Raw genomic sequence first — 21,401 nt, 5'->3', positions numbered from 1 at the left:
CTGAACCCTGATGGCCATCCGATCTGTTGTACTCGATACCGAAACCACCGGCATGCCGGTGACCGATGGTCACCGGATCATTGAAATCGGCTGTGTCGAACTCATGGGCCGTCGCCTCACCGGTCGTCACTTCCACGTCTACCTGCAACCGGACCGCGAAAGTGACGAGGGCGCGATCGGCGTCCACGGTATCACCGACGAATTCCTCAAAGGCAAGCCGCGCTTCGCGGAAGTCGCCGACGAGTTCTTCGAGTTCATCAACGGCGCGCAGTTGATCATCCATAACGCGGCGTTCGACGTCGGCTTCATCAATAACGAATTTGCCCTGATGGGGCAGACGGATCGCGCGGATATTTCCCGGCACTGCTCGATCCTCGACACCTTGATGATGGCCCGTGAGCGTCACCCGGGCCAGCGCAACAGCCTGGATGCCTTGTGCAAACGCTATGGCGTCGACAACTCCGGCCGTGAGCTGCACGGCGCGTTGCTCGACTCCGAGATCCTGGCCGACGTTTACCTGACCATGACCGGCGGGCAGACCAGCCTGTCCCTGGCCGGCAATGCTTCTGACGGTGCCGGTTCGGCGGAGGGTTCGGGCAATCGCCCTTCGGAAATCCGTCGCCTGCCGGCGGATCGCAAACCGACGCCGATCATCCGCGCCAGCGAGCAGGACCTGGCCGAGCATGCGGCGCGGCTTGAAGCGATTGCCAAGTCGGCGGGTGCGCCGGCGTTGTGGACCCAACTGACCCAGCAATAATCTGGTTGAGCGCAATCCAGCAATGTGGGAGGGAGCTTGCTCCCGATAGCGGTGGATCTGTGGCATCAATGTCGACTGGCACGCCGCTATCGGGAGCAAGCTCCCTCCCACATTGGTCAGTCGCTGCTTTCAAAATCTTCATTCGCTACATCCGCTCACAGCTTCTACCCTGAGTGCATCATCCTCAGGACTCAAAGCCCCCATGTACAAAGACCTGAAGTTCCCCATCCTTATCGTGCATCGCGACATCAAGGCCGACACCGTTGCCGGCGACCGGGTTCGGGGTATCGCTCAAGAGTTGGAACAAGAGGGCTTCAGTATCTTTTCTGCGGTGGACTACGCCGAAGGCCGGCTGGTGGCCTCGACCCACCATGGCCTGGCCTGCATGCTGATCGCCGCCGAAGGTGCTGGGGAAAACACCCATCTGCTGCAAAACATGGTCGAACTGATCCGCCTCGCGCGACTGAGGGCGCCCAACCTGCCGATTTTCGCCCTGGGTGAACAAGTCACCCTGGAAAACGCCCCGGCTGATGCGATGAGCGAACTCAACCAACTGCGCGGCATTCTTTACCTGTTCGAAGACACCGTGCCGTTTCTCGCCAGGCAAGTCGCCCGCGCCGCGCGCACGTACCTCGACGGCTTGCTGCCGCCCTTCTTCAAAGCCCTGGTGCAACACACCGCCGACTCCAATTATTCCTGGCACACCCCCGGTCACGGTGGCGGCGTGGCCTATCGCAAAAGCCCGGTGGGGCAGGCGTTTCATCAGTTCTTCGGGGAAAACACGCTGCGCTCCGACCTGTCCGTGTCTGTGCCGGAACTGGGTTCGCTGCTCGATCACACCGGGCCGTTGGCCGAAGCCGAAGCGCGTGCTGCGCGGAATTTCGGTGCCGATCACACCTTCTTTGTGATCAATGGCACCTCGACCGCCAACAAGATCGTCTGGCACTCGATGGTCGCTCGAGATGATCTGGTGCTGGTCGACCGCAATTGCCACAAATCGGTGTTGCACTCGATCATCATGACCGGCGCGATCCCGCTGTACTTGTGCCCGGAGCGCAACGAACTGGGCATTATCGGCCCGATTCCCCTCAGTGAATTCAGCCCCGCGTCGATCCGCGCCAAGATCGAGGCCAGCCCATTGACCCGCGGGCGGCCGGCGAAAGTGAAGCTGGCGGTGGTCACCAACTCCACCTACGACGGCCTGTGCTACAACGCCGAGCTGATCAAGCAGCAATTGGGCAACAGTGTCGAGGTGCTGCACTTCGACGAGGCCTGGTACGCCTACGCGGCGTTCCACGAGTTCTTTGCCGGGCGCTATGGCATGGGCACGTCGCGCACGCCGGACAGCCCGCTGGTGTTCACCACGCATTCCACGCACAAGTTGCTGGCGGCATTCAGCCAGGCCTCGATGATCCATGTGCAGGACGGCGGCGCTCGGCAGTTGGACCGCGATCGGTTCAACGAAGCGTTCATGATGCATATCTCCACCTCGCCGCAATACAGCATCATCGCCTCGCTGGACGTGGCGTCGGCGATGATGGAAGGCCCGGCGGGGCGCTCGCTGCTGCAGGAAATGTTCGACGAAGCCTTGAGCTTCCGCCGTGCCCTGGCCAACCTGCGCCAGCACATCGCTGCCGAAGACTGGTGGTTTTCCATCTGGCAGCCGCCGTCCGTGGCCGGCATCGACCGGGTCGCCACGGCGGATTGGCTGTTGCAGCCCGAGGACGACTGGCATGGCTTTGGCGACGTGGCCGAAGATTACGTGCTGCTGGACCCCATCAAAGTCACGTTGGTGATGCCCGGGCTCACTGCTGGCGGCGCGTTGAGCGACTGCGGGATTCCCGCTGCGGTGGTCAGCAAATTCCTCTGGGAGCGTGGCCTGGTGGTGGAAAAAACCGGCCTGTATTCGTTCCTCGTGCTGTTTTCCATGGGCATCACCAAGGGCAAATGGAGTACCTTGCTCACCGAATTGCTGGAATTCAAACGCAACTACGACGCCAATGTCAGCCTTGCCAGTTGCCTGCCTTCGGTATTTGCCCAGGGCCCAGTGCGTTATCAAGGCCTGGGGCTGCGCGACCTGTGCGACCAATTACATAGCTGTTACCGTAGCAACGCCACCGCCAAACACCTCAAGCGGATGTACACCGTGTTGCCCGAAATCGCGATGAAACCGGCCGACGCCTATGACCAATTGGTCAGGGGTGACGTCGAGGCGGTGTCCATCGATGCCTTGGCTGGGCGCATCGCCGCGGTGATGCTGGTGCCTTATCCGCCGGGCATTCCGTTGATCATGCCGGGTGAGCGCTTTACCGAGTCAACGCGTTCGATCATCGACTACCTGGCCTTTGCCCGCACGTTCGATAGCAGTTTCCCCGGCTTTGTCGCGGATGTTCATGGGTTGCAACACGAAGACGACGGCAGTGGTCGTTGTTACACCGTCGATTGCATCAAGGGATAAGGATGTTTATGCAAGCTGTAATGAACCCGAAGTATCCAGGGCTCAGTGTGCGGGTCGCCGACGAAGGCTTCGACGCCTACGTGTGGGGCAATGATTTCAGTTTTGAGGTCAGCGCCTATGGCGTGCCGGAGCTGGGCAAGCGGGTCGAACAGTGGCTCGTGGAGCGCATCCTGCCGTACCGCAAGTGCTACGGCATCGACCCGGAGGAGTTCGCCAGCTTTCGCGACGCGCCCGACAGCGCGATCTTCATGGCCTTTCTGGACGACAGACCGGTCGGGCATGTCGTGGTCAGTACCAATTGGAATGGCTTCGCGCACGTCGATGAGCTGGCCGTGGCGTTGCCCGCGCGCCGTCACGGCGTGGCCAAGGCGCTGCTGGACGTGGCGCAGTTCTGGAGTCGCAAGAAAAACCTGCCGGGCATGATGTTGGAGACCCAGAACAACAACCTCGGCGCCTGCCGCCTGTATGAGCGTTGTGGGTACGTGGTGGGCGGGATCGACCACCTGCGCTATCGCGGGATCGACCCGCAAACCCGTGAGGTGGCGATTTTCTGGTATCGCTTGTTCAAGGCGGAAGTCGAAGCGGTCTGACGCGTTCAGCTCGCGAGCAGGCCTTCGGCTTTCTGCGTGACAATCTCCAGCAGTGCATTCAGTGCCGGTGAGGTCACGCCCTCCCGGAGGGTCAGCGCATACAGGCTGACCATGATCGGCGGCGATACCGGGCACGCGTCCAGCCCGGCCTCCCGGGCGCCGAACGCGGTGAACGGATCGACGATCGCCAGGCCTTCACCGGCCTCCACCATGCTGCGCATCATCTGGTAAGTCTGCACCCGCGTCTGCACCACCGGCAGCGGGCGCAGGGCTTGCAGCTTGGCGTCGAGCAGGCGACTGAGCGGGTCCTGGCCCTCCAGCCCGATCATCGACTGCCCGGCCAGGTCCTGCAGGGCGATGTACTTCTGCTTGGGTTTGAGCCAGCCATGGGGCGCGAGCAGTTGCAGTTTGCCCTGGGCCAATACGCTGCTTTGGATTTGCGGATGTTCCGGGTCATGCAGGCTCAGGCCCACGTCGGCCTCGTGCAGCAACAGGCTCCTGACAATCTCGCGGGTCGGCTGGCTCGACAGGTTGCACGGCGTGTCCTGGAAGCGTCGGCGCAGCACGGCGATGCTTTGCGGCAGCAGTTGATTGGCCAGGGGCGGCGTACACAGGGCACGCAGGGTTGGCGCGTGATGGTGCTTCAGGCGGCTGGCCAAGCGTTGTACCGGCTCCAGCGCTTCATACACATGGGCGATTTGCGCCTGTAACTCCAGGGTTTCCCGTGTTGGCTGCAGGCGTCCACGCACGCTGGCGAACAACATAAAGCCCAATTGCTGCTCGGCGTCCTTGAGCGTCGCGTCCACATCGCCCACAGAAAGCTGCAACCATTCGGCGGCCGTGCCGAGGTGTCCGGTCTGCAAGATGGCCTGAATCACTTCGATATGACGTAAACGCATGGCCGGAGTCTAGGGTCAGCAGGGCCGGGATTCAATGGCCTGGAAAAAAACAGCGGGAGCGTTGATTCGCATCGACTTACGTTAGCCTTGCGCAACTGCAACAAGCAGGGCATATAACGAGCGTATCAACCGAGCGACAAGGGGGCTCAGAATGTCTGCACCAGTCATAGTCGGCAACCGGCGCACCCACGGCGGCTTTACGCGGTGGGCGGTGCTGGTGGTGCTCGTCGTCATCGGCGTGTTGGCCCTGGCATTGTGGCCGCGGCTGTTTGGCGAGATGACCCTGACGGAAATCGCTACGGCCAAGGCCCAGGTCGCCGAGCTGGGCAAGGCCGTCGAGCACTTCCATCAAGACACTGGCCGCTATCCGACCGATGAGGAAGGCCTGGAGGGGTTGATCAAGCCGCCCGCCGCCGACGCGAATTGGAAAGGCCCCTATGTCAACGAGGAGCTGCTGACCGATCCGTGGGGTGTTGCTTATCAGTATCACTTTCCGCCGAGCCAACCCCAGGTTCCGTTCGACCTGTTCTCCTTCGGCAAGGATCGGACGTTGGGCGGTGTCGGGGATAACAAGGATATTACCTACGGCGACAACTGATTCATCTGGCATTACCCATCGACCTGTTTAGAATGGTTGGTCTGATCATCAACGACCAATGCCGGTTACCCGGTACTTACAACAAAAACAGGTCTGGTCTCAAATGCCGATGCCCGCGAACTTCTTCGGGGTAACGGCCAGGCAACTGCTGGTCCTGGTGACCGTGGGAGGCGTGGCCGCTTATCTCTTGAGCAATCCCGACGACACTACGTCCGAAAACCTCGCACTCGATGCGTTCATCCGTTCCCAGGAACAGGTGGGCGCGCAGGTGGGTGCGGTGTTGGGCATCACGCTGGTCAGGCAGGTGGTGGCGTATCCCGCGTATGGTACGCCGGGCTACAAGCGCTTGATGTATGACGTCGAGGGCGAGAAGGGGCGACTGATGGTCACGCTCAAACAGGTTGAGGGAGACCCTGGGATTGAAGTGACGGAGGTTCGCCGGCCGTGATCGCCCGGCCCAGTCTATGCCGTCAATGGCCAGGACTGAGCTGGTACGCTCGGGGGCTCAAGCTTATTGCGCGCGGACGGTTTCCGATTCGCGGACGATAATGGTCCCGGACTGAATCAATTTGAATTCATCGCCTTCCAGTTTTTCTACACGGTCGCCAATGGCCAGCTTGTAGGTTGTGGTGGGCGCCGAGCCAGCCAGGCCGTCTAGCGGCGGGGTGGATTCCTGGAACTCATGCACCGAATACACGCGTCCTTCTGCGTCTCTGGCATGGAACTGTCCGACAAGTACTGCTGCCATCTGTTTAGAACCTCTGGAGATAAACACTCGATTTGCGGTTCTGTAGACCGTCATGGAGCGGGGTAGTTTACCTATGGAAAAAAAATACTATTCGTTGATGTTTTCAGACGCTTCCTACGCGGGTGGTCGCGAGGCAGACGCCGGGGGAATTATCAAAACCTTCTGGTGAACGCGTCGCGAAGGCTCTATAACTACAAGCTCCTTTAGTCAGACGTCGGGAAACCTCAATGAGCAAGGTCTACACGATTGCCGTCCTGGTGGGCAGCTTGAGAAAAGAGTCGATCAACCGCAAGGTCGCCCTGGCATTGGCCGAACTGGCCCCCGCCAACCTCACATTGAACATTGTCGAAATTGGCGATTTGCCGCTCTACAACGAGGACATCGACGGGGCATCACCGCCCGCAGCCTACAGTACTTTCCGTCAACAAGTGCGTTCATCCGACGCAGTGCTGTTCGTGACCCCCGAATACAACCGCTCCGTGCCCGCCCCGCTGAAGAATGCCATCGATGTGGGCTCGCGCCCTTACGGGCAAAGCGCCTGGAGCGGCAAGCCGGGGGCGATTATCAGTGTGTCGCCGGGGGCTGTCGGCGGCTTTGGCGCCAACCACCATCTGCGCCAGTCCCTGGTGTTCCTCGACGTGCCGTGCATGCAGCAGCCGGAAGCCTACCTGGGCGGCGCGGGCAGTGTGTTCGACGAGGCGGGCAAGCTGTCGGAGAAAACCAAGCCGTTCCTGCAGGCGTTTATCGATGCCTACGGCAAGTGGGTAGAAAAACAGCACGGCTGATCGCCGATGTGGAAACGGGCTGGCTCGCGATGGCGATGTATCAGTTGAAGATGCATGCACTGAAGCCGCGCAATCGCGAGCAAGCCCGTCAGCCTGTGTTCACATCAGCGTAACCAGTTGGTGCGCGCCAGCTCGATCACTTCATCCCCGCGCCCGCTCATCACTGCCTTGAGCATGTACAGGCTGAAACCCTTGGCCTGTTCCAGCTTGATACTGGGTGGCATCACCAGCTCCTGGGTCGCCGTCACCACGTCCACCAGCACCGGGCCGTCATGGGCCAGGGCGCGGCGCAGGGCCGGTTCGAGGTCTTCGGATTGCTCCACGCGAATGCCCAGGATGCCCATCGCGTTGGACATGGCGGCGAAGTCCGGGTTTTTCAGCTCGGTGCCGGCCTCAAGGTAGCCGGCGGCTTTCATTTCCATGGCGACAAAACCGAGTGATGCGTTATCGAACACGATGACCTTCACCGGCAGTTTCAGCTGCGCCAACGAAATGAAATCCCCCATCAACATGGTAAAACCGCCGTCGCCGGACATTGAGATCACCTGTCGCCCGGGGAAAGCCGCCTGGGCACCGATGGCCTGGGGCATGGCGTTGGCCATCGAGCCGTGGTTGAACGAGCCGATCAGGCGCCGTTTGCCATTCATTTTCAGGTAGCGCGCCGCCCACACGGTGGGCGAGCCGACGTCGGCGGTGAAGATCGCATTGTCGTCGGCCAGTTCGCTGAGCAGGCGCGCCACGTATTGCGGGTGAATCGGCCGGTTGGCCTTCGATGCTTGCGCCAGGTCATCGAGGCCCTGGCGGGCTTTCTCGTAGTGTTTCAAGGACGTTTCGAGGAAGCTGCGGTCGGCCTTACGGGTCAGGCGCGGCAGCAGTGCATCGATGGTCTCGCTCACGTCAGCGGCGATGCCCAGGTCCAGGGTGGCACGTCGACCCAGCGCCTGGGGGTTGCGATCGATCTGGATGATCTTCGCGTCGGTGGGGTAGAACTGGCGGTACGGAAAGTCGGTGCCGAGCATGATCAGCGTGTCGCAATTGAGCATGGCGTGGTAACCGGAGCTGAAACCGATCAGGCCGGTCATGCCCACGTCGAACGGGTTGTCCCATTCCACGTGCTCCTTACCGCGCAAGGCGTGTACCACTGGCGCGCCCAAGGCATCGGCCAGGGCCACCACTTGGGCATGGGCGCCGGCGCAACCGCTGCCGCACAGCAAGGTGACTTTCTGGCTGCTGTCGAGGATTTCGCTGAGGCGTTGCAGGTCCTGTTCCGCCGGCAGGGTGCGCGGCGCATGCAGGGCCGGCCAAGGTTTGAGCGTGTCTTCCACTTCCAGCAGCGACACATCCCCGGGGATCACCACCACCGCCACGCCGCGATTGAGGATTGCCGCGCGCATGGCGCGATGCAGCACTTGGGGCATCTGCTCGGGGTTGGTCACCAGTTCGATGAAGTGGCTGCACTCTTTGAACAGTTCCTGGGGATGGGTTTCCTGGAAGTAGTTCAAACCGATTTCGGAAGAGGGGATTTGTGCGGCGATGGCCAACACCGGTACATGGTTGCGATGGCAGTCGAACAGGCCGTTGATCAAATGCAGATTCCCCGGCCCGCAACTGCCGGCGCACACCGCCAACTCGCCGGTGGCGGCGGCTTCGGCACCGGCGGCGAACGCGGCGACCTCTTCGTGGCGCACATGCATCCACTCGATGCTGTCCATGGTGCGCAGTGCGTCGGTGAGGCCATTGAGGCTGTCGCCGGTCAGGCCCCAGATGCGCTTGATGCCCGCCTGTTCAAGGGTGGTTGCCAATTGCTGGGCCAGGTTGATTTTCGCCATGAAGAACTCCAATCGTCAGTGAGGTTAAAAGTGGCTGATCAATAGAGGACAGTTCGATCACGGCGAATGCTCCGTGCTTAATGTGAAGATTGCGTCATGGTTGCGCGGTATTGGCGAGTGCGCCGGGCGATAAACCATTGATCGCGGACCAGTGCCATGCACGGCGCAACCTTGGGATTGGGGCGATGGCCGCGGCTCAGGCAACGCATCTGGTGACGCACCACGGCGAGGGCGGCGAGGGGCTTGCGCTGCCAACTGATCGATGTGAGTTGCGGGTTGGGGTCGCGACCTTCGCGCCAGTGTTTGATCAGTTGCGGTTCCAGGGTCAGGGCGGTGGCGATACCGGCCATGGCGATGCCGCTGTCGAGGACTTGCTGCACCACCGGCAGGCGGCGAATGCCACCGGTGACCATCACCGGCATGTTTGCGAGGGTCGCCAGTTCGCGGGCCATTTCCAGGAAATACGCTTCGCGGGCCAGGGTCCGCCCGTCCCGGGCTTCGCCCTGCATGGCCGGTGCTTCGTAGCTGCCGCCGGACAGCTCCAGCAGGTCGATGGGCAGGGCATTGAGCAGCTCAATCACGGCGCGCGCGTCGTCCGCGTCGAAGCCGCCGCGCTGGAAGTCTGCCGAGTTGAGTTTCACCCCCACGCAAAACGAGGGGCTGACACTGGCGCGAACAGCCTTGATCACTTCAATCAGCAAGCGTGCGCGGTTCTGCAGCGAGCCGCCCCAGTGATCGGTGCGCCGGTTGCTCAAGGGCGAGAGAAACTGGCTGAGCAAGTAGCCATGCGCTGCGTGGATCTGCACGCCTGTAAACCCGGCTTTCTCGGCCAGGCGCGCGCTGGTGGCAAAGCGCGTGATCACGTTCTGGATCTCGTCTTCGGACATAGCCCTGGGCTTGGCGAACATCTTCGAAAAAATACCCAGGTCGAGGGCCACGGCGGACGGCGCCAAGGCTTGCTGGCGCAGGTTGGCCGGCGTCTGGCGCCCTGGATGATTGAGCTGCACCCAGAAGTGCCCGCCGTTGTTGCGTCCGACGGCCGCCCATTCGCGAAAGCTATCCAGTGACCGCTCGTCCTCCAGCGCAACGCCGCCGGGGCCGGTCATGGCGCGGCGGTCGATCATCACGTTACCGGTCAGCAGCAAGCCGGGCTCGCCATCCGCCCAGGCCTGGTACAACTGCTTCAATTCACGGGACGGCGCTTGTTGGGCGTCGGCCATATTCTCCTCCATCGCAGCCTTGGCGATACGGTTGACAAGGACTTGGCCGTTGGGCAGTTGCAAGGGTTCGAAAGGTGACATGGTTGACTCCTGAGCGGGGGAGGCCTCAGGCTAAGCTTAAAGTTAACTTTAATGTCAAGCGGGCATGGCGATGAATATTGGTGAACTGGCGAAACAGAGCGGGCTGGCGGCGTCGCGTATTCGGTTTTATGAGGCCGAAGGGTTGATCAGCCAGGTGGGCAGGCAGGCCAACGGCTATCGGCGTTATGCCGCCGAGGCCCTGCAAACCCTGCAACTGATCCAGAGCGCGCAACAGGCCGGGTTTACCTTGCAGGAACTCAAGGCGCTGATGCCGACGCCGGGCGAGCACAAGCGCGAGGCGCTGATTGAGGCGTTGGAGCGTAAGGTGCAGCAGATCGAAGGGATGCAGGCGCAACTGGCGCACAGCAAGGCGCAGTTGCTGGGCGTGATCGCGGCGGTACGCGCGCAGCCGGAGGGTGTGCCGTGTTCCATGGAGCAGAAACAGGTGCTGGCGTCGATCAAACTCGATGTATAAAAAAGCCCTGGCATGCCAGGGCTTTTCACTACGTTAACGCTTAACGGCGACGGAACAGCGGCAGCGGCTCGTCCGTTGCAGCCTGGTACGTCACGGAAAAGTCCTTGAGGCTTTCCAGCGCTTCATACGGGTCTTTGTCGGGGCGCAAGGCGAAGGCATCGAACCCGCAGCGGTGCAGGTAGAACAGTTGGTCGCGCAACACGTCGCCAATCGCGCGCAATTCGCCTTTGTAACCGTAGCGGTCACGCAGCAGGCGCGCATTGGAGTAGTTGCGCCCGTCGGTGAAGGCCGGGAAGTTCAGGGCGATGACCTGGAAGTGCGCCACGTCGTCACCGATCTCTTCGGCTTCTTCATCGGCGTCCAGCCACACGCCCAGGCCGCCGTCACGGGCCTTGAGCGCATGACCGTGCTCGCGCCACAGCGCCAGCGGCACGATCAGGTCGTCGCAGTTGGAGATGCCGTCGAAGGTCGCGTCCTTGGGCAGCAGGTGCCAGGTTTCGTCGACGACTTCGTTGTTCTTAATGATTCGCTGCATAGACGCGCTCCTTGAACAGGTCAATGCCGATGCGCTGGTAGGTGTCGATGAAACGCTCATCTTCGGTGCGCTGCTCGATGTACACATCGATCAGTTTGCCGATCACCTCGGGCATGGCTTCCTGGGCGAAGGATGGGCCGAGGATCTTGCCCAGGCTCGCATCGCGGCTGGCGCTGCCACCCAGGGACACTTGGTAGAATTCTTCGCCTTTCTTGTCCACGCCCAGGATGCCGATGTGGCCGACGTGGTGGTGACCACAGGCGTTCATGCAACCGGAAATGTTCAGGTCCAGCTCGCCGATGTCGAACAGGTAGTCCAGGTCGTCGAAACGGCGCTGGATCGATTCGGCAATCGGGATCGACTTGGCGTTGGCCAGGGAGCAGAAGTCGCCGCCCGGGCAGCAGATGATGTCGGTCAGCAGGCCGATGTTCGGCGTGGCGAAACCCCCTTCGCGCAGTTCGCCCCACAGGGTGAACAGTTGGCTCTGCTCAACGTCCGCGAGAATGATGTTCTGCTCGTGGGAGGTGCGCAGTTGACCGAAGCTGTAGCGCTCGGCCAAGTCGGCCACGGCGTCCAGCTGCTTGTCGGTGATATCGCCGGGGGCGACGCCGGTAGGCTTGAGCGACAGGGTCACGGCGACATAGCCCGGCTTTTTGTGCGCCAGGGTGTTGCGCACACGCCAGCGGGCGAAGCCTGGGTGCTGCTGGTCGAGCGCGGCGAGTTCGGCGTCCTGATTGCCCAGGGCTTTGTACTCGGGGTCGACGAAGTGTTTGGCCACGCGGTGGACTTCGGCGTCGGTCAGGGTGGTCTGGCCGCCGCGCAGGTGTTCCATCTCGGCGTCGACTTTCTGCGCGAACACCTCAGGGGTCAGCGCCTTGACCAGGATCTTGATCCGCGCCTTGTATTTGTTGTCGCGACGGCCATAGCGGTTGTAGACCCGCAGGATCGCGTCGAGGTAGCTCAGCAGGTCCTGCCACGGCAGGAACTCGTTGATAAACGCGCCGACCACCGGGGTACGCCCCAGGCCACCGCCTACCAGTACACGGAAGCCCAACTCGCCGGCGGCGTTGTGGACCGGCTCCAGGCCGATGTCGTGTACTTCGATCGCCGCACGGTCCGATGTCGAGCCATTGATGGCGATCTTGAACTTGCGCGGCAGGTAAGCGAATTCTGGGTGGAACGTGGTCCATTGGCGGACGATTTCACACCAGGGGCGCGGGTCGATCAGTTCGTCGGCGGCAACCCCGGCGAATTGGTCGGTGGTCACGTTGCGCAGGCAGTTACCGCTGGTCTGAATGGCGTGCATCTGCACGGTGGCCAGTTCAGCCAGGATGTCCGGCACGTCTTCCAGCGCCGGCCAGTTGAACTGCACGTTTTGGCGGGTACTGATGTGGGCGTAGCCCTTGTCGAAGTCGCGGGCAATCTTGGCCATCATGCGTGTCTGGCGCGAAGTCAGTTGGCCATAGGGCACGGCCACCCGCAGCATCGGCGCAAAGCGCTGAACATAAAGGCCATTTTGCAGGCGCAGAGGGCGGAACTCTTCTTCGCTCAGTTCACCTGCTAGGTAGCGTCGGGTCTGATCACGGAACTGCTTGACGCGGTCCTCGATGATGCGCTGATCGTATTCGTCGTATACGTACATATAGGTCCTGTTCTCGGCAAATCTGCGCGCACGGCCGCGCACTCCCAACGGAGCCGGGGCACGATACCAGTTTGCGTTTATGCGCAAAAGTGATGTTTGAGTATATGCAAAGAACCAAATCGACTAATGGGAACGATTGTCGGTATACACGCATTTGTCATGCGGGCAATCATCAACTTTACTGTGGGCGAGTCTGAATGCAATCACCTATAAAACCGACAAGAGGCGATGCGATGAGCCATCCGACAAAAGCCCGTAAACCCGACAGTACCGTGGATGCCTGGGCCATTCTATTTCTGATCATTCTCGTGGTAGGGACGGCGGTGTTCTGGGTTGGCCACCAGTAAACAGCGTTGACTGAGCCTCGAATGACTGTCCGATTGCCAGTATCATGGCGGTCAATGTTCAAGGCTTGAATAACCATGGTGAAGGTTCTGTTTGCGTGTGTGTGGTTGCTGGGGCCAGCATTTTGTGGCGTGGCTCAGGCGGCGTCGGTGGTGTTTCTCAACCCGGGCATGTCGACGGAAACCTTTTGGGTCAGTTACGCGCAATTCATGCAGGCCGCGGCCAAGGACCTCGGCCTGGATTTGCGCGTGCGCTATGGCGAGCGCGATCTTCACACCACATTGGTCCAGGCCCGGGAGGAACTGCAAGGCCGCGAGCGGCCGGATTATCTGGTGCTGGTCAATGAGCAGTATGTCGCCCCGCAGATTCTGCGCATGGCCCAGGGCAGTGGGGTGAAATTACTGGTGGTGAACAGCGCGCTGACCGCCGACCAGGTGCAATTGTTGGGCGCCCGCACGGGCATCGATCTGATCGGCAGCCTGGTCGCCGACGACGAAGAGGCCGGCTACCTGATGCTCAAGGACATGTTGCGCCAGCACGGCCGTGTTGCGCCCGGCGAATCCCTCGACCTGCTGGCCTTCTCCGGCATCAAGACCACTCCCGTTGCCCTGTTGCGAGAGCAGGGCATGCACCGGGCGCTGGCCGAACACCCCGAGGTGCGCCTGCGTCAGTTGGTTTATGGAGAGTGGAGCCGCGAGCGCGCCTTCGAGCAAGCGACGCAGCTGTTCAAGCGTTACCCGCACACGGCGCTGGTGTGGTCGGCCAACGATCAGATGGCGCTGGGTGCCATGCAGGCGTTTCGGGACAGCGGGCGCGTGCCTGGCAAGGACGCGCTGTTCAGTGCGGTCAACAGTTCGCCGGAGATCTTGCAGGCGCGTCTGAACGGGCAGTTGTCGTCCCTGGTCGCCGGGCATTTCACCGTGGGCGGGTGGGCGATGGTGCTGATCAATGATGATGCCAAGGGCGTGGACATCGTCGCTCACGGCGGGCGCGACCGCCAGGAGGCGCTATTCCAACTGATCGATTCCGCCCAGGCGCGGCGCTTGCTGGGGCCCATGCCGACGGTAAATTTCCGCGCACTGTCCGCCCTGGGCAAGCCTGCGTCCTATGGTTACCCCTTCAGCATGCGTCTGCTGCTGCACTAGACCCCGGCCAGCAGCAACACCAGCTTGACGATGCCGAACAGCGTCAAGGCAAACACCACTGTGAACAGAATGCCCAGGACCACAAAGTGGCTGGGCTTGCCATGGGTAAAGTCGCGGGCGCGGTTCTTGCCGCTCTGCACGCCAAAGGCGGCGGCGACGACGCTGTGCAGCATCTGCCACAGGGTAGGCGGTTTGTTGTTGGCTGGATCGTCCATACGTGCCTCGACACAAGATGTGTGAGGCAAGCATAGACAATCTGCGCGTGCTTAGTTGTCGTAACCCAGGTTCGGTGCCAACCAGCGCTCGGTCACGGCCAGGTCCTGGCCTTTGCGTGCGGTGTAGCTCGCCACCTGGTCTTTGTCGACCTTGCCCACGGCGAAGTACTGCGCCTGCGGGTGGGCGAAGTACCAGCCGCTGACCGCAGCCGCCGGGAACATCGCGTAGTGCTCGGTAAGGAACACGCCGCTGCGGCCGGCATGCATCTCGCGGGCCTCGGGGTCCAGCAGTTGGAACAGGGTGCCTTTCTCGGTGTGGTCGGGGCACGCCGGGTAGCCGGGGGCAGGGCGGATGCCGCTGTACTGTTCCTTGATCAGCGCGTCATTGTCCAGTTGCTCGTCCTTGGCATAACCCCAGTAATCTTTGCGCACCTGTTGGTGCAGCCATTCGGCGCAGGCTTCGGCCAGGCGGTCGGCCAGGGCCTTGACCATGATCGAGTTGTAGTCGTCGCCCGCGTCCTGGTAAGCCTTGGCCACTTCCTCGGCGCCGATGCCCGCGGTGGTGATAAACCCTCCCACGTAGTCGGTGATGCCGCTGTCTTTGGGCGCGACGAAGTCGGCCAGGGAGAAGTTCGGCTTGCCGTCGGTCTTGATGATCTGCTGGCGCAGGTGGTGCAAGGTTGCCAGGGGCTGCCCGTCGTCGCCGTAGACTTCCAGGTCATCATCGTTCACCTGGTTGGCCGGCCAGAAGCCAAACACCGCGCGAGCGCTGATCAGCTTCTCGTCGATCAGCTTGGCGAGCATTTCCTGGGCGTCGGCATACAGCGCCGTGGCGGCTTCACCCACCACTTCATCGGTGAGGATGCGCGGGAACTTGCCGGCCAGGTCCCAGGAGATGAAGAACGGGGTCCAGTCGATGTATTCGGCGAGCACCTTGAGGTCGATGTTGTCCAGCACCTTGGCGCCGGTAAAGGTCGGCGTGACCGGCGTGTAAGCGCTCCAGTCGAACTGCGGCTTCTTGGCGATCGCCGCCGGGTAGCTCAGGCGTTCGGTGCGCGCGCTGCGGTTCGAGGTGCGCTCGCGCACTTCGATGTATTCCAGGCGGGTCTTCTCGACGAAACCGGCCTTCAATTCCTTGGACAGCAGTTGCGTGGCCACGCCCACCGCGCGCGAGGCGTCGGTCACGTAGATCACCGCATCATTGCTGTACTTGGGCTCGATCTTCACCGCCGTGTGCGCCTTGGAGGTGGTGGCGCCACCGATCATCAGCGGCAGGTGGAAGTCCTGGCGCTGCATTTCGCGGGCGACGTGGACCATCTCATCAAGGGACGGGGTGATCAGGCCGGACAGCCCGATGATGTCGCACTTCTGTTCTTTGGCCACCTGCAGGATCTTCTCCGCCGGTACCATCACGCCCAGATCGACGATGTCATAGCCGTTGCATCCCAGCACCACGCCGACGATGTTCTTGCCGATGTCATGCACGTCGCCCTTCACCGTGGCCATGAGGATCTTGCCCTTGGCTTCCGGCTTGTCGCCTTTTTCCAGTTCGATGAACGGGATCAAGTGGGCCACGGCCTGTTTCATCACCCGCGCCGACTTGACCACCTGCGGCAGGAACATTTTGCCCGCGCCAAACAGGTCGCCGACGATGTTCATGCCGGACATCAGCGGGCCTTCGATCACTTCGATCGGGCGCGCGAACGACTGCCGGGACTCTTCGGTGTCTTCGACGATGTGCGTGGTGATGCCCTTGACCAGCGCGTGTTCCAGGCGCTTGTTGACCGGCCAGCCGCGCCATTCCTCGGTTTCGGCTTCCTTGACGCTGCCGTCGCCCTTGTACTTGTCGGCGATGGCGAGCAGGGCATCGGTGCCGTCCGGGGTGCGGTTGAGCACCACGTCTTCCACCGCGTCGCGCAGTTCGGCGGGGATCTGGTCGTAGATCTCCAACTGGCCGGCGTTGACGATGCCCATGGTCAGGCCGTTGCGGATCGCATACAGCAGGAACACCGAGTGGATCGCCTCGCGCACCGGGTTGTTGCCGCGGAACGAGAACGACACGTTGGACACGCCGCCGGACGTCAGCGCATACGGCAGCTCGTCGCGGATGTAGGCGCAGGCGTTGATGAAGTCGACGGCGTAGTTGTTGTGCTCTTCGATACCGGTGGCGACCGCGAAGATGTTCGGGTCGAAGATGATGTCTTCCGGCGGGAAGCCGACTTCATTGACCAGGATGTCGTAGGAGCGTTTGCAGATCTCTTTCTTGCGCGCTTCGGTGTCGGCCTGGCCGGCTTCGTCGAAGGCCATCACCACCACGGCGGCACCGTAGCGTTTGCACAGCTTGGCGTGATGGATGAACTGCTCGACGCCTTCCTTCATGCTGATGGAGTTGACGATGCCCTTGCCCTGGATGCACTTGAGGCCGGCTTCGATCACTTCCCACTTGGAGGAGTCGATCATGATCGGCACGCGGGAGATGTCCGGCTCGCCGGCAATCAGATTGAGGAAGGTCACCATGGCCTTCTTCGAATCGAGCATGCCTTCGTCCATGTTGATGTCGATCACCTGGGCGCCGGCTTCCACCTGCTGCAGGGCGACTTCGAGGGCTTCGGTGTAGTTGTCTTCGCGGATCAGCCGGGCGAAACGGGCGGAGCCGGTGATGTTGGTACGTTCGCCGACGTTGACGAACAACGACTGGCGATCGATGGTGAACGGCTCCAGGCCCGACAGGCGGCAGGCCTTGGGGATGTCCGGGATCTGGCGCGGCGCGTAACCGGCCACGGCCTTGGCGATGGCTTCGATATGCCCCGGCGTGGTGCCGCAGCAGCCGCCGACGATGTTCAGGAAGCCGCTCTGGGCGAATTCCTCGATGACTTTGGCGGTTTGCGCCGGCAATTCGTCGTATTCGCCGAATTCGTTGGGCAGGCCGGCGTTAGGGTGCGCGGACACATAAGTGTTGGCCTTGTTCGACAGCTCTTCGAGGTACGGACGCAACTCGCTGGCGCCCAGGGCGCAGTTGAGGCCCACGGAAATCGGCTTGGCGTGGCTGACCGAGTTCCAGAACGCTTCGGTGGTCTGGCCCGACAGGGTGCGGCCGGAGGCGTCGGTGATGGTGCCGGAGATCATGATCGGCAATTCGAAGCCCAGCTCTTCGAATACACCCTGCACGGCAAAGATCGCGGCCTTGGCGTTGAGGGTGTCGAAAATGGTTTCGATGAGGATCAGGTCCGCGCCGCCTTCGATCAGGCCCTTGGTGGCCTCGGTGTAGTTCTCCACCAGTTCATCGAAGGTCACGTTGCGGTAGCCGGGGTTGTTCACATCCGGCGACAGCGAGCAGGTACGGCTGGTCGGGCCGAGCACGCCGGCGACGAAGCGTGGCTTGTCCGGCGTCTCCAGGGTCTTGGCGTCGGCCACCTTGCGCGCGACGCGGGCACCTTCTACGTTCAACTCGTAGGCGAGCGACTCCATGCCGTAATCGGCCTGGGACACTTGGGTGGCGTTGAAGGTGTTGGTTTCGAGGATGTCGGCGCCGGCATCCAGGTACGCCTTCTCGATGGAGGCGATGACGTCCGGACGGCTGAGCAGCAACAGGTCGTTGTTACCCTTGACGTCGCTCGGCCAGTCGGCAAACCGTTTGCCGCGGTAGTCCTGTTCTTCCAGCTTATAGCTCTGGATCATCGTGCCCATGCCGCCGTCGAGGATCAGGATGCGTTCCTTGAGGGCTTGGTGAAGGGCTTGCAGACGAGCGCTACGATCGGACATGGGACTACTCTGTTCAGGCATTACGGAGGGCGTGGATCATAGCAAACCTGTGTGGATTTGGAGCATGTGCAGGTTTTGCATGAATATCGTTCATGTTGGTGCGCGTGTTAGATCGGTAGAATCCGCGGGGTTTTCTATTTTGGCTTCATATCGGGACCAGGCTCATGCCGTATCGCATCATCATCAGCTTCGTTTTGTTGCTGATTGGCAGCACTACACAGGCCCAAGATCCCGCTCCGGCGCTTTCCTACACCCGTGATATCCAACCGATCTTCACTGAGAAGTGCGTGGCGTGCCATGCCTGCTACGACTCGGCCTGCCAGTTGAACCTGGGCAGTGGCGAGGGCGCGGCGCGGGGGGCGACCAAGGTACTGGTCTACGATGGTGATCGCAGTCAGGCGACCAAGCCGACGCGTCTGTTCTACGACGCGTTCGGCAAGGCTGCCTGGCGGCACGAAGGCTTCACTTCCGTGCTCGACGCCCAAGGCAGCCAGGCTGCGTTGATGGCGCGCATGCTCGAACTGGGCCACAGCCGCGCGCCGTTGCAGCCCAACGGCAAGCTGCCGGACGACATCGTGCTGGGCCTGAACCGCGAGAACATGTGCCCGCTGCCAGAGGAGTTCGACACTTACGCCGACGTGCACCCCAATGAAGGCATGCCGCTGGCCGTGACCGGCTTGAGCGACCAGCAGTACCAGACCCTGCGACGCTGGCTGGCCTCAGGTGCGCCGATTGACCAGCAGGGCGTGGCGCCAAGTGCCCAGGAAGCCGCGCAAGTGCTGCAGTGGGAAAACCTGCTCAACGCCCCCGGCGCCCGCGAAAGCCTGGTCGCCCGCTGGCTGTTTGAACACCTGTTTATCGCACATCTGTATTTCGAAGGCGGTGAGCCGGGGCATTTCTTCCAGTGGGTCCGCTCGCGCACCCCCAGCGGGCAGCCGATCGACCTGATCAATACCCGTCGCCCCAACGACGATCCCGGTACCCGGATCTACTACCGGCTGTGGCCGATACAAGGGGTGATCGTCCATAAGACCCACATCACGTACCCGCTCAGCGCGGCGAAAATGGAACGGGTCAAAGCCTTGTTCTACAGCGGCGACTGGCAGGTCAGCGCCTTGCCGGGCTACGGTCCGGGCCGTCGTGCCAACCCGTTCGAGACGTTCGAGGCGATTCCGGCCCAGGCGCGCTACCAGTTCATGCTCGATAACGCCGAGTACTTTGTCCGCACCTTCATCCGTGGCCCGGTGTGCCGGGGCCAGATCGCCACGGACGTGATCCGCGACAATTTCTGGGCGCTGTTCCAGGCCCCCGAACACGACCTGTACATCACCGATCCGCTCTATCGCGGCCGGGCCACGCCGTTGCTGGCAATGCCCGGGCAGAACGACGACGTGGGCAGCGTGCTCAGCCTGTGGCTCAAGTACCGTGACAAGCGCAACGAGTACGAAGCGCTGCGTCGCTACCGCTATGGCGAGTTGCCGGCGCCCGGTTGGTCGACGCTGTGGGCCGGCAACGACAATGCGTTGTTGAGCATCTTCCGTCACTTCGACAGCGCGTCGGTCAATAAAGGCCTGATCGGTGAAGTCCCGCAGACGATGTGGTTGTTCGATTACCCGTTGCTGGAGCGCACCTACTACCAATTGGTGGTCAATTTTGACGTGTTCGGCAACGTCTCCCATCAGGCCCAGACCCGTTTGTACTTCGACCTGATCCGCAATGGCGCCGAACAGAACTTCCTGCGCCTGATGCCGGCCAATTCGCGGGACGATTTCCTCGACGATTGGTATCAGAACGGCGGCAAGGTCAAGTTGTGGATGGACTATGAGTCGATCGACGACGATAAACCCACCGGCCTGAAACTGAATGAAAAAGACCCGAAACGCGATTTCGTCAACCAGTTGCTAGCGCGTTATGGCGACCTCAATGCCAGCCCGGACCCGATCAATCGCTGTGCCGGCGCCTACTGCTCGCGGCCGGGCCTCGAACCGGTGCTGCGCGATGCCGAGCAGGCCCTGAGTCGCCTGACGTTGCGCCCGGCGGCGGGGCTCAAGGTCATCGACCAATTGCCGGAAGCGACCATGCTGCGCATCGAAACCCGCACCGGTCATCGTGAGGTCTACAGCCTGCTGCGCAACCGTGCCCACACTAATGTCGCGTTCATGCTGGGTGAGGCTTCTCGCTATCAACCGGGCCTGGACACGTTGACGGTCTACCCCGGCGTGCTGAGCAGTTATCCGAACTTCATGTTCAATATCCCGGCCGAGCAAGTGCCGGCGTTCGTCGCGGCCATGGAAAGTGCCCGCGACGCCCAGCACTTCGAGAAGATCGTCGATCGTTGGGGGGTGCGCCGCAGCCATCCGCAGTTCTGGGAGTACTTCCACGATCTGTCGACCTACATCCGCGAAACCACGCCGGTGGAAGAGGGTGTGCTGGATATGAACCGCTATGAAAACCTCTGACGGCGATGGTGAGGCTTTTCCGACAAAATTACTGGGGCTTTGTATCTGCGTAATATTTTGGCGTAAACTGCCAGCAAGCCTGTGAGGAGTTTCCATGACTGCCATAACCATTACCGACGCCGCCCACGATTACCTGGCTGACCTGCTGTCCAAGCAGAACACCCCGGGTATCGGCATCCGCGTCTTTATCACCCAGCCTGGCACCCAGTACGCCGAGACGTGCATCGCCTACTGCAAGCCGGGCGAAGAGAAGCCGGAAGACACCGCGCTGGGGCTGAAAAGCTTCACCGCGTATATCGATGCCTTCAGCGAAGCGTTCCTCGACGACGCGGTGGTCGACTACGCCACTGACCGCATGGGCGGCCAATTGACCATCAAGGCGCCGAACGCCAAGGTGCCGAACGTCAATGCCGACAGCCCGGTCAACGAGCGCATCAATTACTACCTGCAAACCGAGATCAACCCTGGGCTGGCCAGCCACGGTGGGCAGGTCAGCTTGATCGACGTGGTGGATGACGGTATCGCCGTATTGAAGTTCGGCGGCGGCTGCCAGGGCTGCGGTCAGGCGGATGTGACCCTGCGTGAAGGCATCGAGCGTACCTTGCTGGAGCGCATTCCGGAGCTCAAGGGCGTTCGTGATGTGACTGACCATACGCAGAAAGAAAACGCCTACTACTGAGTCAGGTGTTCACTGCGAGCAAAAAAAACGGCGCCCCGTGAGCGCCGTTTTTTTATGCTTAAAATTCAGCTTCTTACGCGACCTACCTAACGCTGAACATTAAGTGTGGGAGGGAGCTTGCTCCCGATAGCGGCGGGTCAGTCGACTTATCAAGCAACAGATACACCGCTATCGGGAGC

18 protein-coding genes are annotated in these 21,401 nt (G+C 61.6%); 10 read left to right on the top strand and 8 right to left on the bottom strand.

The annotated features are described in order from the left end of the window. The first annotated feature begins 16 nt into the window (after window positions 1-16). The 3 genes from dnaQ to AC07W0_RS20365 all read left to right on the top strand — a co-directional run bounded on the left by dnaQ (window position 17) and on the right by AC07W0_RS20365 (window position 3,805). Window positions 17-757, top strand: a complete 741-nt coding sequence (gene dnaQ / locus AC07W0_RS20375) for a DNA polymerase III subunit epsilon (RefSeq protein WP_173677823.1) — start codon at window positions 17-19, stop codon at window positions 755-757. A 202-nt stretch (window positions 758-959) separates the two neighbouring features. Continuing rightward, window positions 960-3,215, top strand: coding sequence for an Orn/Lys/Arg family decarboxylase (locus AC07W0_RS20370; RefSeq protein ID WP_017846617.1), 2,256 nt, complete (start codon window positions 960-962; stop codon window positions 3,213-3,215). A 20-nt stretch (window positions 3,216-3,235) separates the two neighbouring features. Then, the gene (locus AC07W0_RS20365; protein ID WP_102618072.1) at window positions 3,236-3,805 is read left to right on the top strand and encodes a GNAT family N-acetyltransferase; all 570 of its coding nucleotides are present in this window, start codon (window positions 3,236-3,238) and stop codon (window positions 3,803-3,805) included. A 5-nt stretch (window positions 3,806-3,810) separates the two neighbouring features. Here AC07W0_RS20365 and AC07W0_RS20360 read toward each other — a convergent pair whose 3' ends face one another. Beyond that, a complete protein-coding gene (locus AC07W0_RS20360; protein ID WP_017846615.1) occupies window positions 3,811-4,704 on the bottom strand; it encodes a LysR substrate-binding domain-containing protein in 894 nt (297 codons plus the stop codon). A 151-nt stretch (window positions 4,705-4,855) separates the two neighbouring features. On the opposite strand from AC07W0_RS20360, the gene gspG reads away from it, so the two are divergent. Together gspG and AC07W0_RS20350 are read left to right on the top strand one after the other, a co-directional pair. Then, complete coding sequence (gspG, locus tag AC07W0_RS20355) at window positions 4,856-5,302, top strand: type II secretion system major pseudopilin GspG (RefSeq protein ID WP_057005423.1); 447 nt, start codon at window positions 4,856-4,858, stop codon at window positions 5,300-5,302. 103 nt (window positions 5,303-5,405) lie between these two features. Continuing rightward, window positions 5,406-5,750: a hypothetical protein gene (locus tag AC07W0_RS20350; RefSeq protein WP_017846613.1), complete on the top strand. Its 345-nt coding sequence runs from the start codon at window positions 5,406-5,408 to the stop codon at window positions 5,748-5,750. A gap of 63 nt (window positions 5,751-5,813) precedes the next feature. Here AC07W0_RS20350 and AC07W0_RS20345 read toward each other — a convergent pair whose 3' ends face one another. Then, complete coding sequence (locus AC07W0_RS20345; protein ID WP_046383133.1) at window positions 5,814-6,050, bottom strand: hypothetical protein; 237 nt, start codon at window positions 6,048-6,050, stop codon at window positions 5,814-5,816. 227 nt (window positions 6,051-6,277) lie between these two features. Here AC07W0_RS20345 and AC07W0_RS20340 point away from each other — a divergent pair, with 227 nt between their 5' ends. Beyond that, window positions 6,278-6,835, top strand: coding sequence for an NADPH-dependent FMN reductase (locus AC07W0_RS20340; protein WP_017846611.1), 558 nt, complete (start codon window positions 6,278-6,280; stop codon window positions 6,833-6,835). 104 nt (window positions 6,836-6,939) lie between these two features. On the opposite strand, the gene poxB is transcribed toward AC07W0_RS20340, so the two are convergent. Continuing rightward, complete coding sequence (gene poxB, locus AC07W0_RS20335; protein WP_102618071.1) at window positions 6,940-8,664, bottom strand: ubiquinone-dependent pyruvate dehydrogenase; 1,725 nt, start codon at window positions 8,662-8,664, stop codon at window positions 6,940-6,942. Between the two features lie 77 nt (window positions 8,665-8,741). Next, window positions 8,742-9,965 carry an NADH:flavin oxidoreductase/NADH oxidase family protein gene (locus AC07W0_RS20330; RefSeq protein ID WP_046485990.1) on the bottom strand — a complete coding sequence of 408 codons (1,224 nt, stop codon included), beginning with the start codon at window positions 9,963-9,965 and terminating at the stop codon, window positions 8,742-8,744. Window positions 9,966-10,035: 70 nt separating this feature from the next. Between AC07W0_RS20330 and AC07W0_RS20325 the strand changes: the two genes are divergently transcribed. Beyond that, a complete protein-coding gene (locus AC07W0_RS20325) occupies window positions 10,036-10,440 on the top strand; it encodes a MerR family transcriptional regulator (RefSeq protein WP_102618070.1) in 405 nt (134 codons plus the stop codon). 40 nt (window positions 10,441-10,480) lie between these two features. On the opposite strand, the gene AC07W0_RS20320 is transcribed toward AC07W0_RS20325, so the two are convergent. Together AC07W0_RS20320 and AC07W0_RS20315 are read right to left on the bottom strand one after the other, a co-directional pair. Continuing rightward, complete coding sequence (locus AC07W0_RS20320) at window positions 10,481-10,975, bottom strand: DUF934 domain-containing protein (protein ID WP_017846607.1); 495 nt, start codon at window positions 10,973-10,975, stop codon at window positions 10,481-10,483. After that, entirely contained in the window at window positions 10,959-12,617 is a 1,659-nt protein-coding gene (locus tag AC07W0_RS20315; RefSeq protein ID WP_017846606.1) for a nitrite/sulfite reductase, read from the bottom strand. Before AC07W0_RS20315 ends, AC07W0_RS20320 begins: the two co-directional genes overlap by 17 nt. Window positions 12,618-13,039: 422 nt before the next feature. On the opposite strand from AC07W0_RS20315, the gene AC07W0_RS20310 reads away from it, so the two are divergent. After that, window positions 13,040-14,107 (top strand): ABC transporter substrate-binding protein, encoded by a 1,068-nt coding sequence (locus tag AC07W0_RS20310; protein WP_017846604.1) that lies wholly within the window; start codon window positions 13,040-13,042, stop codon window positions 14,105-14,107. Here AC07W0_RS20310 and AC07W0_RS20305 read toward each other — a convergent pair. Together AC07W0_RS20305 and metH are read right to left on the bottom strand one after the other, a co-directional pair. Then, complete coding sequence (locus AC07W0_RS20305) at window positions 14,104-14,322, bottom strand: DUF2970 domain-containing protein (RefSeq protein WP_017846603.1); 219 nt, start codon at window positions 14,320-14,322, stop codon at window positions 14,104-14,106. The genes AC07W0_RS20310 and AC07W0_RS20305 overlap by 4 nt on opposite strands. A gap of 51 nt (window positions 14,323-14,373) precedes the next feature. After that, window positions 14,374-18,084 carry a methionine synthase gene (gene metH / locus AC07W0_RS20300; RefSeq protein ID WP_046485987.1) on the bottom strand — a complete coding sequence of 1,237 codons (3,711 nt, stop codon included), beginning with the start codon at window positions 18,082-18,084 and terminating at the stop codon, window positions 14,374-14,376. 164 nt (window positions 18,085-18,248) lie between these two features. Here metH and AC07W0_RS20295 point away from each other — a divergent pair, with 164 nt between their 5' ends. After that, window positions 18,249-20,543 (top strand): fatty acid cis/trans isomerase, encoded by a 2,295-nt coding sequence (locus AC07W0_RS20295; RefSeq protein ID WP_017846601.1) that lies wholly within the window; start codon window positions 18,249-18,251, stop codon window positions 20,541-20,543. Between the two features lie 94 nt (window positions 20,544-20,637). Then, on the top strand, window positions 20,638-21,222 hold the full coding sequence (gene nfuA / locus AC07W0_RS20290) for a Fe-S biogenesis protein NfuA (protein WP_003190728.1): 585 nt from the start codon (window positions 20,638-20,640) through the stop codon (window positions 21,220-21,222). The last annotated feature ends 179 nt before the right edge of the window (window positions 21,223-21,401 follow it).

The sequence above is a fragment of the Pseudomonas sp. GW704-F2 genome (assembly GCF_059423025.1).
Note: the sequence above shows the minus strand (reverse complement) of the source record. Positions and strands in the feature narration are given on the sequence as shown.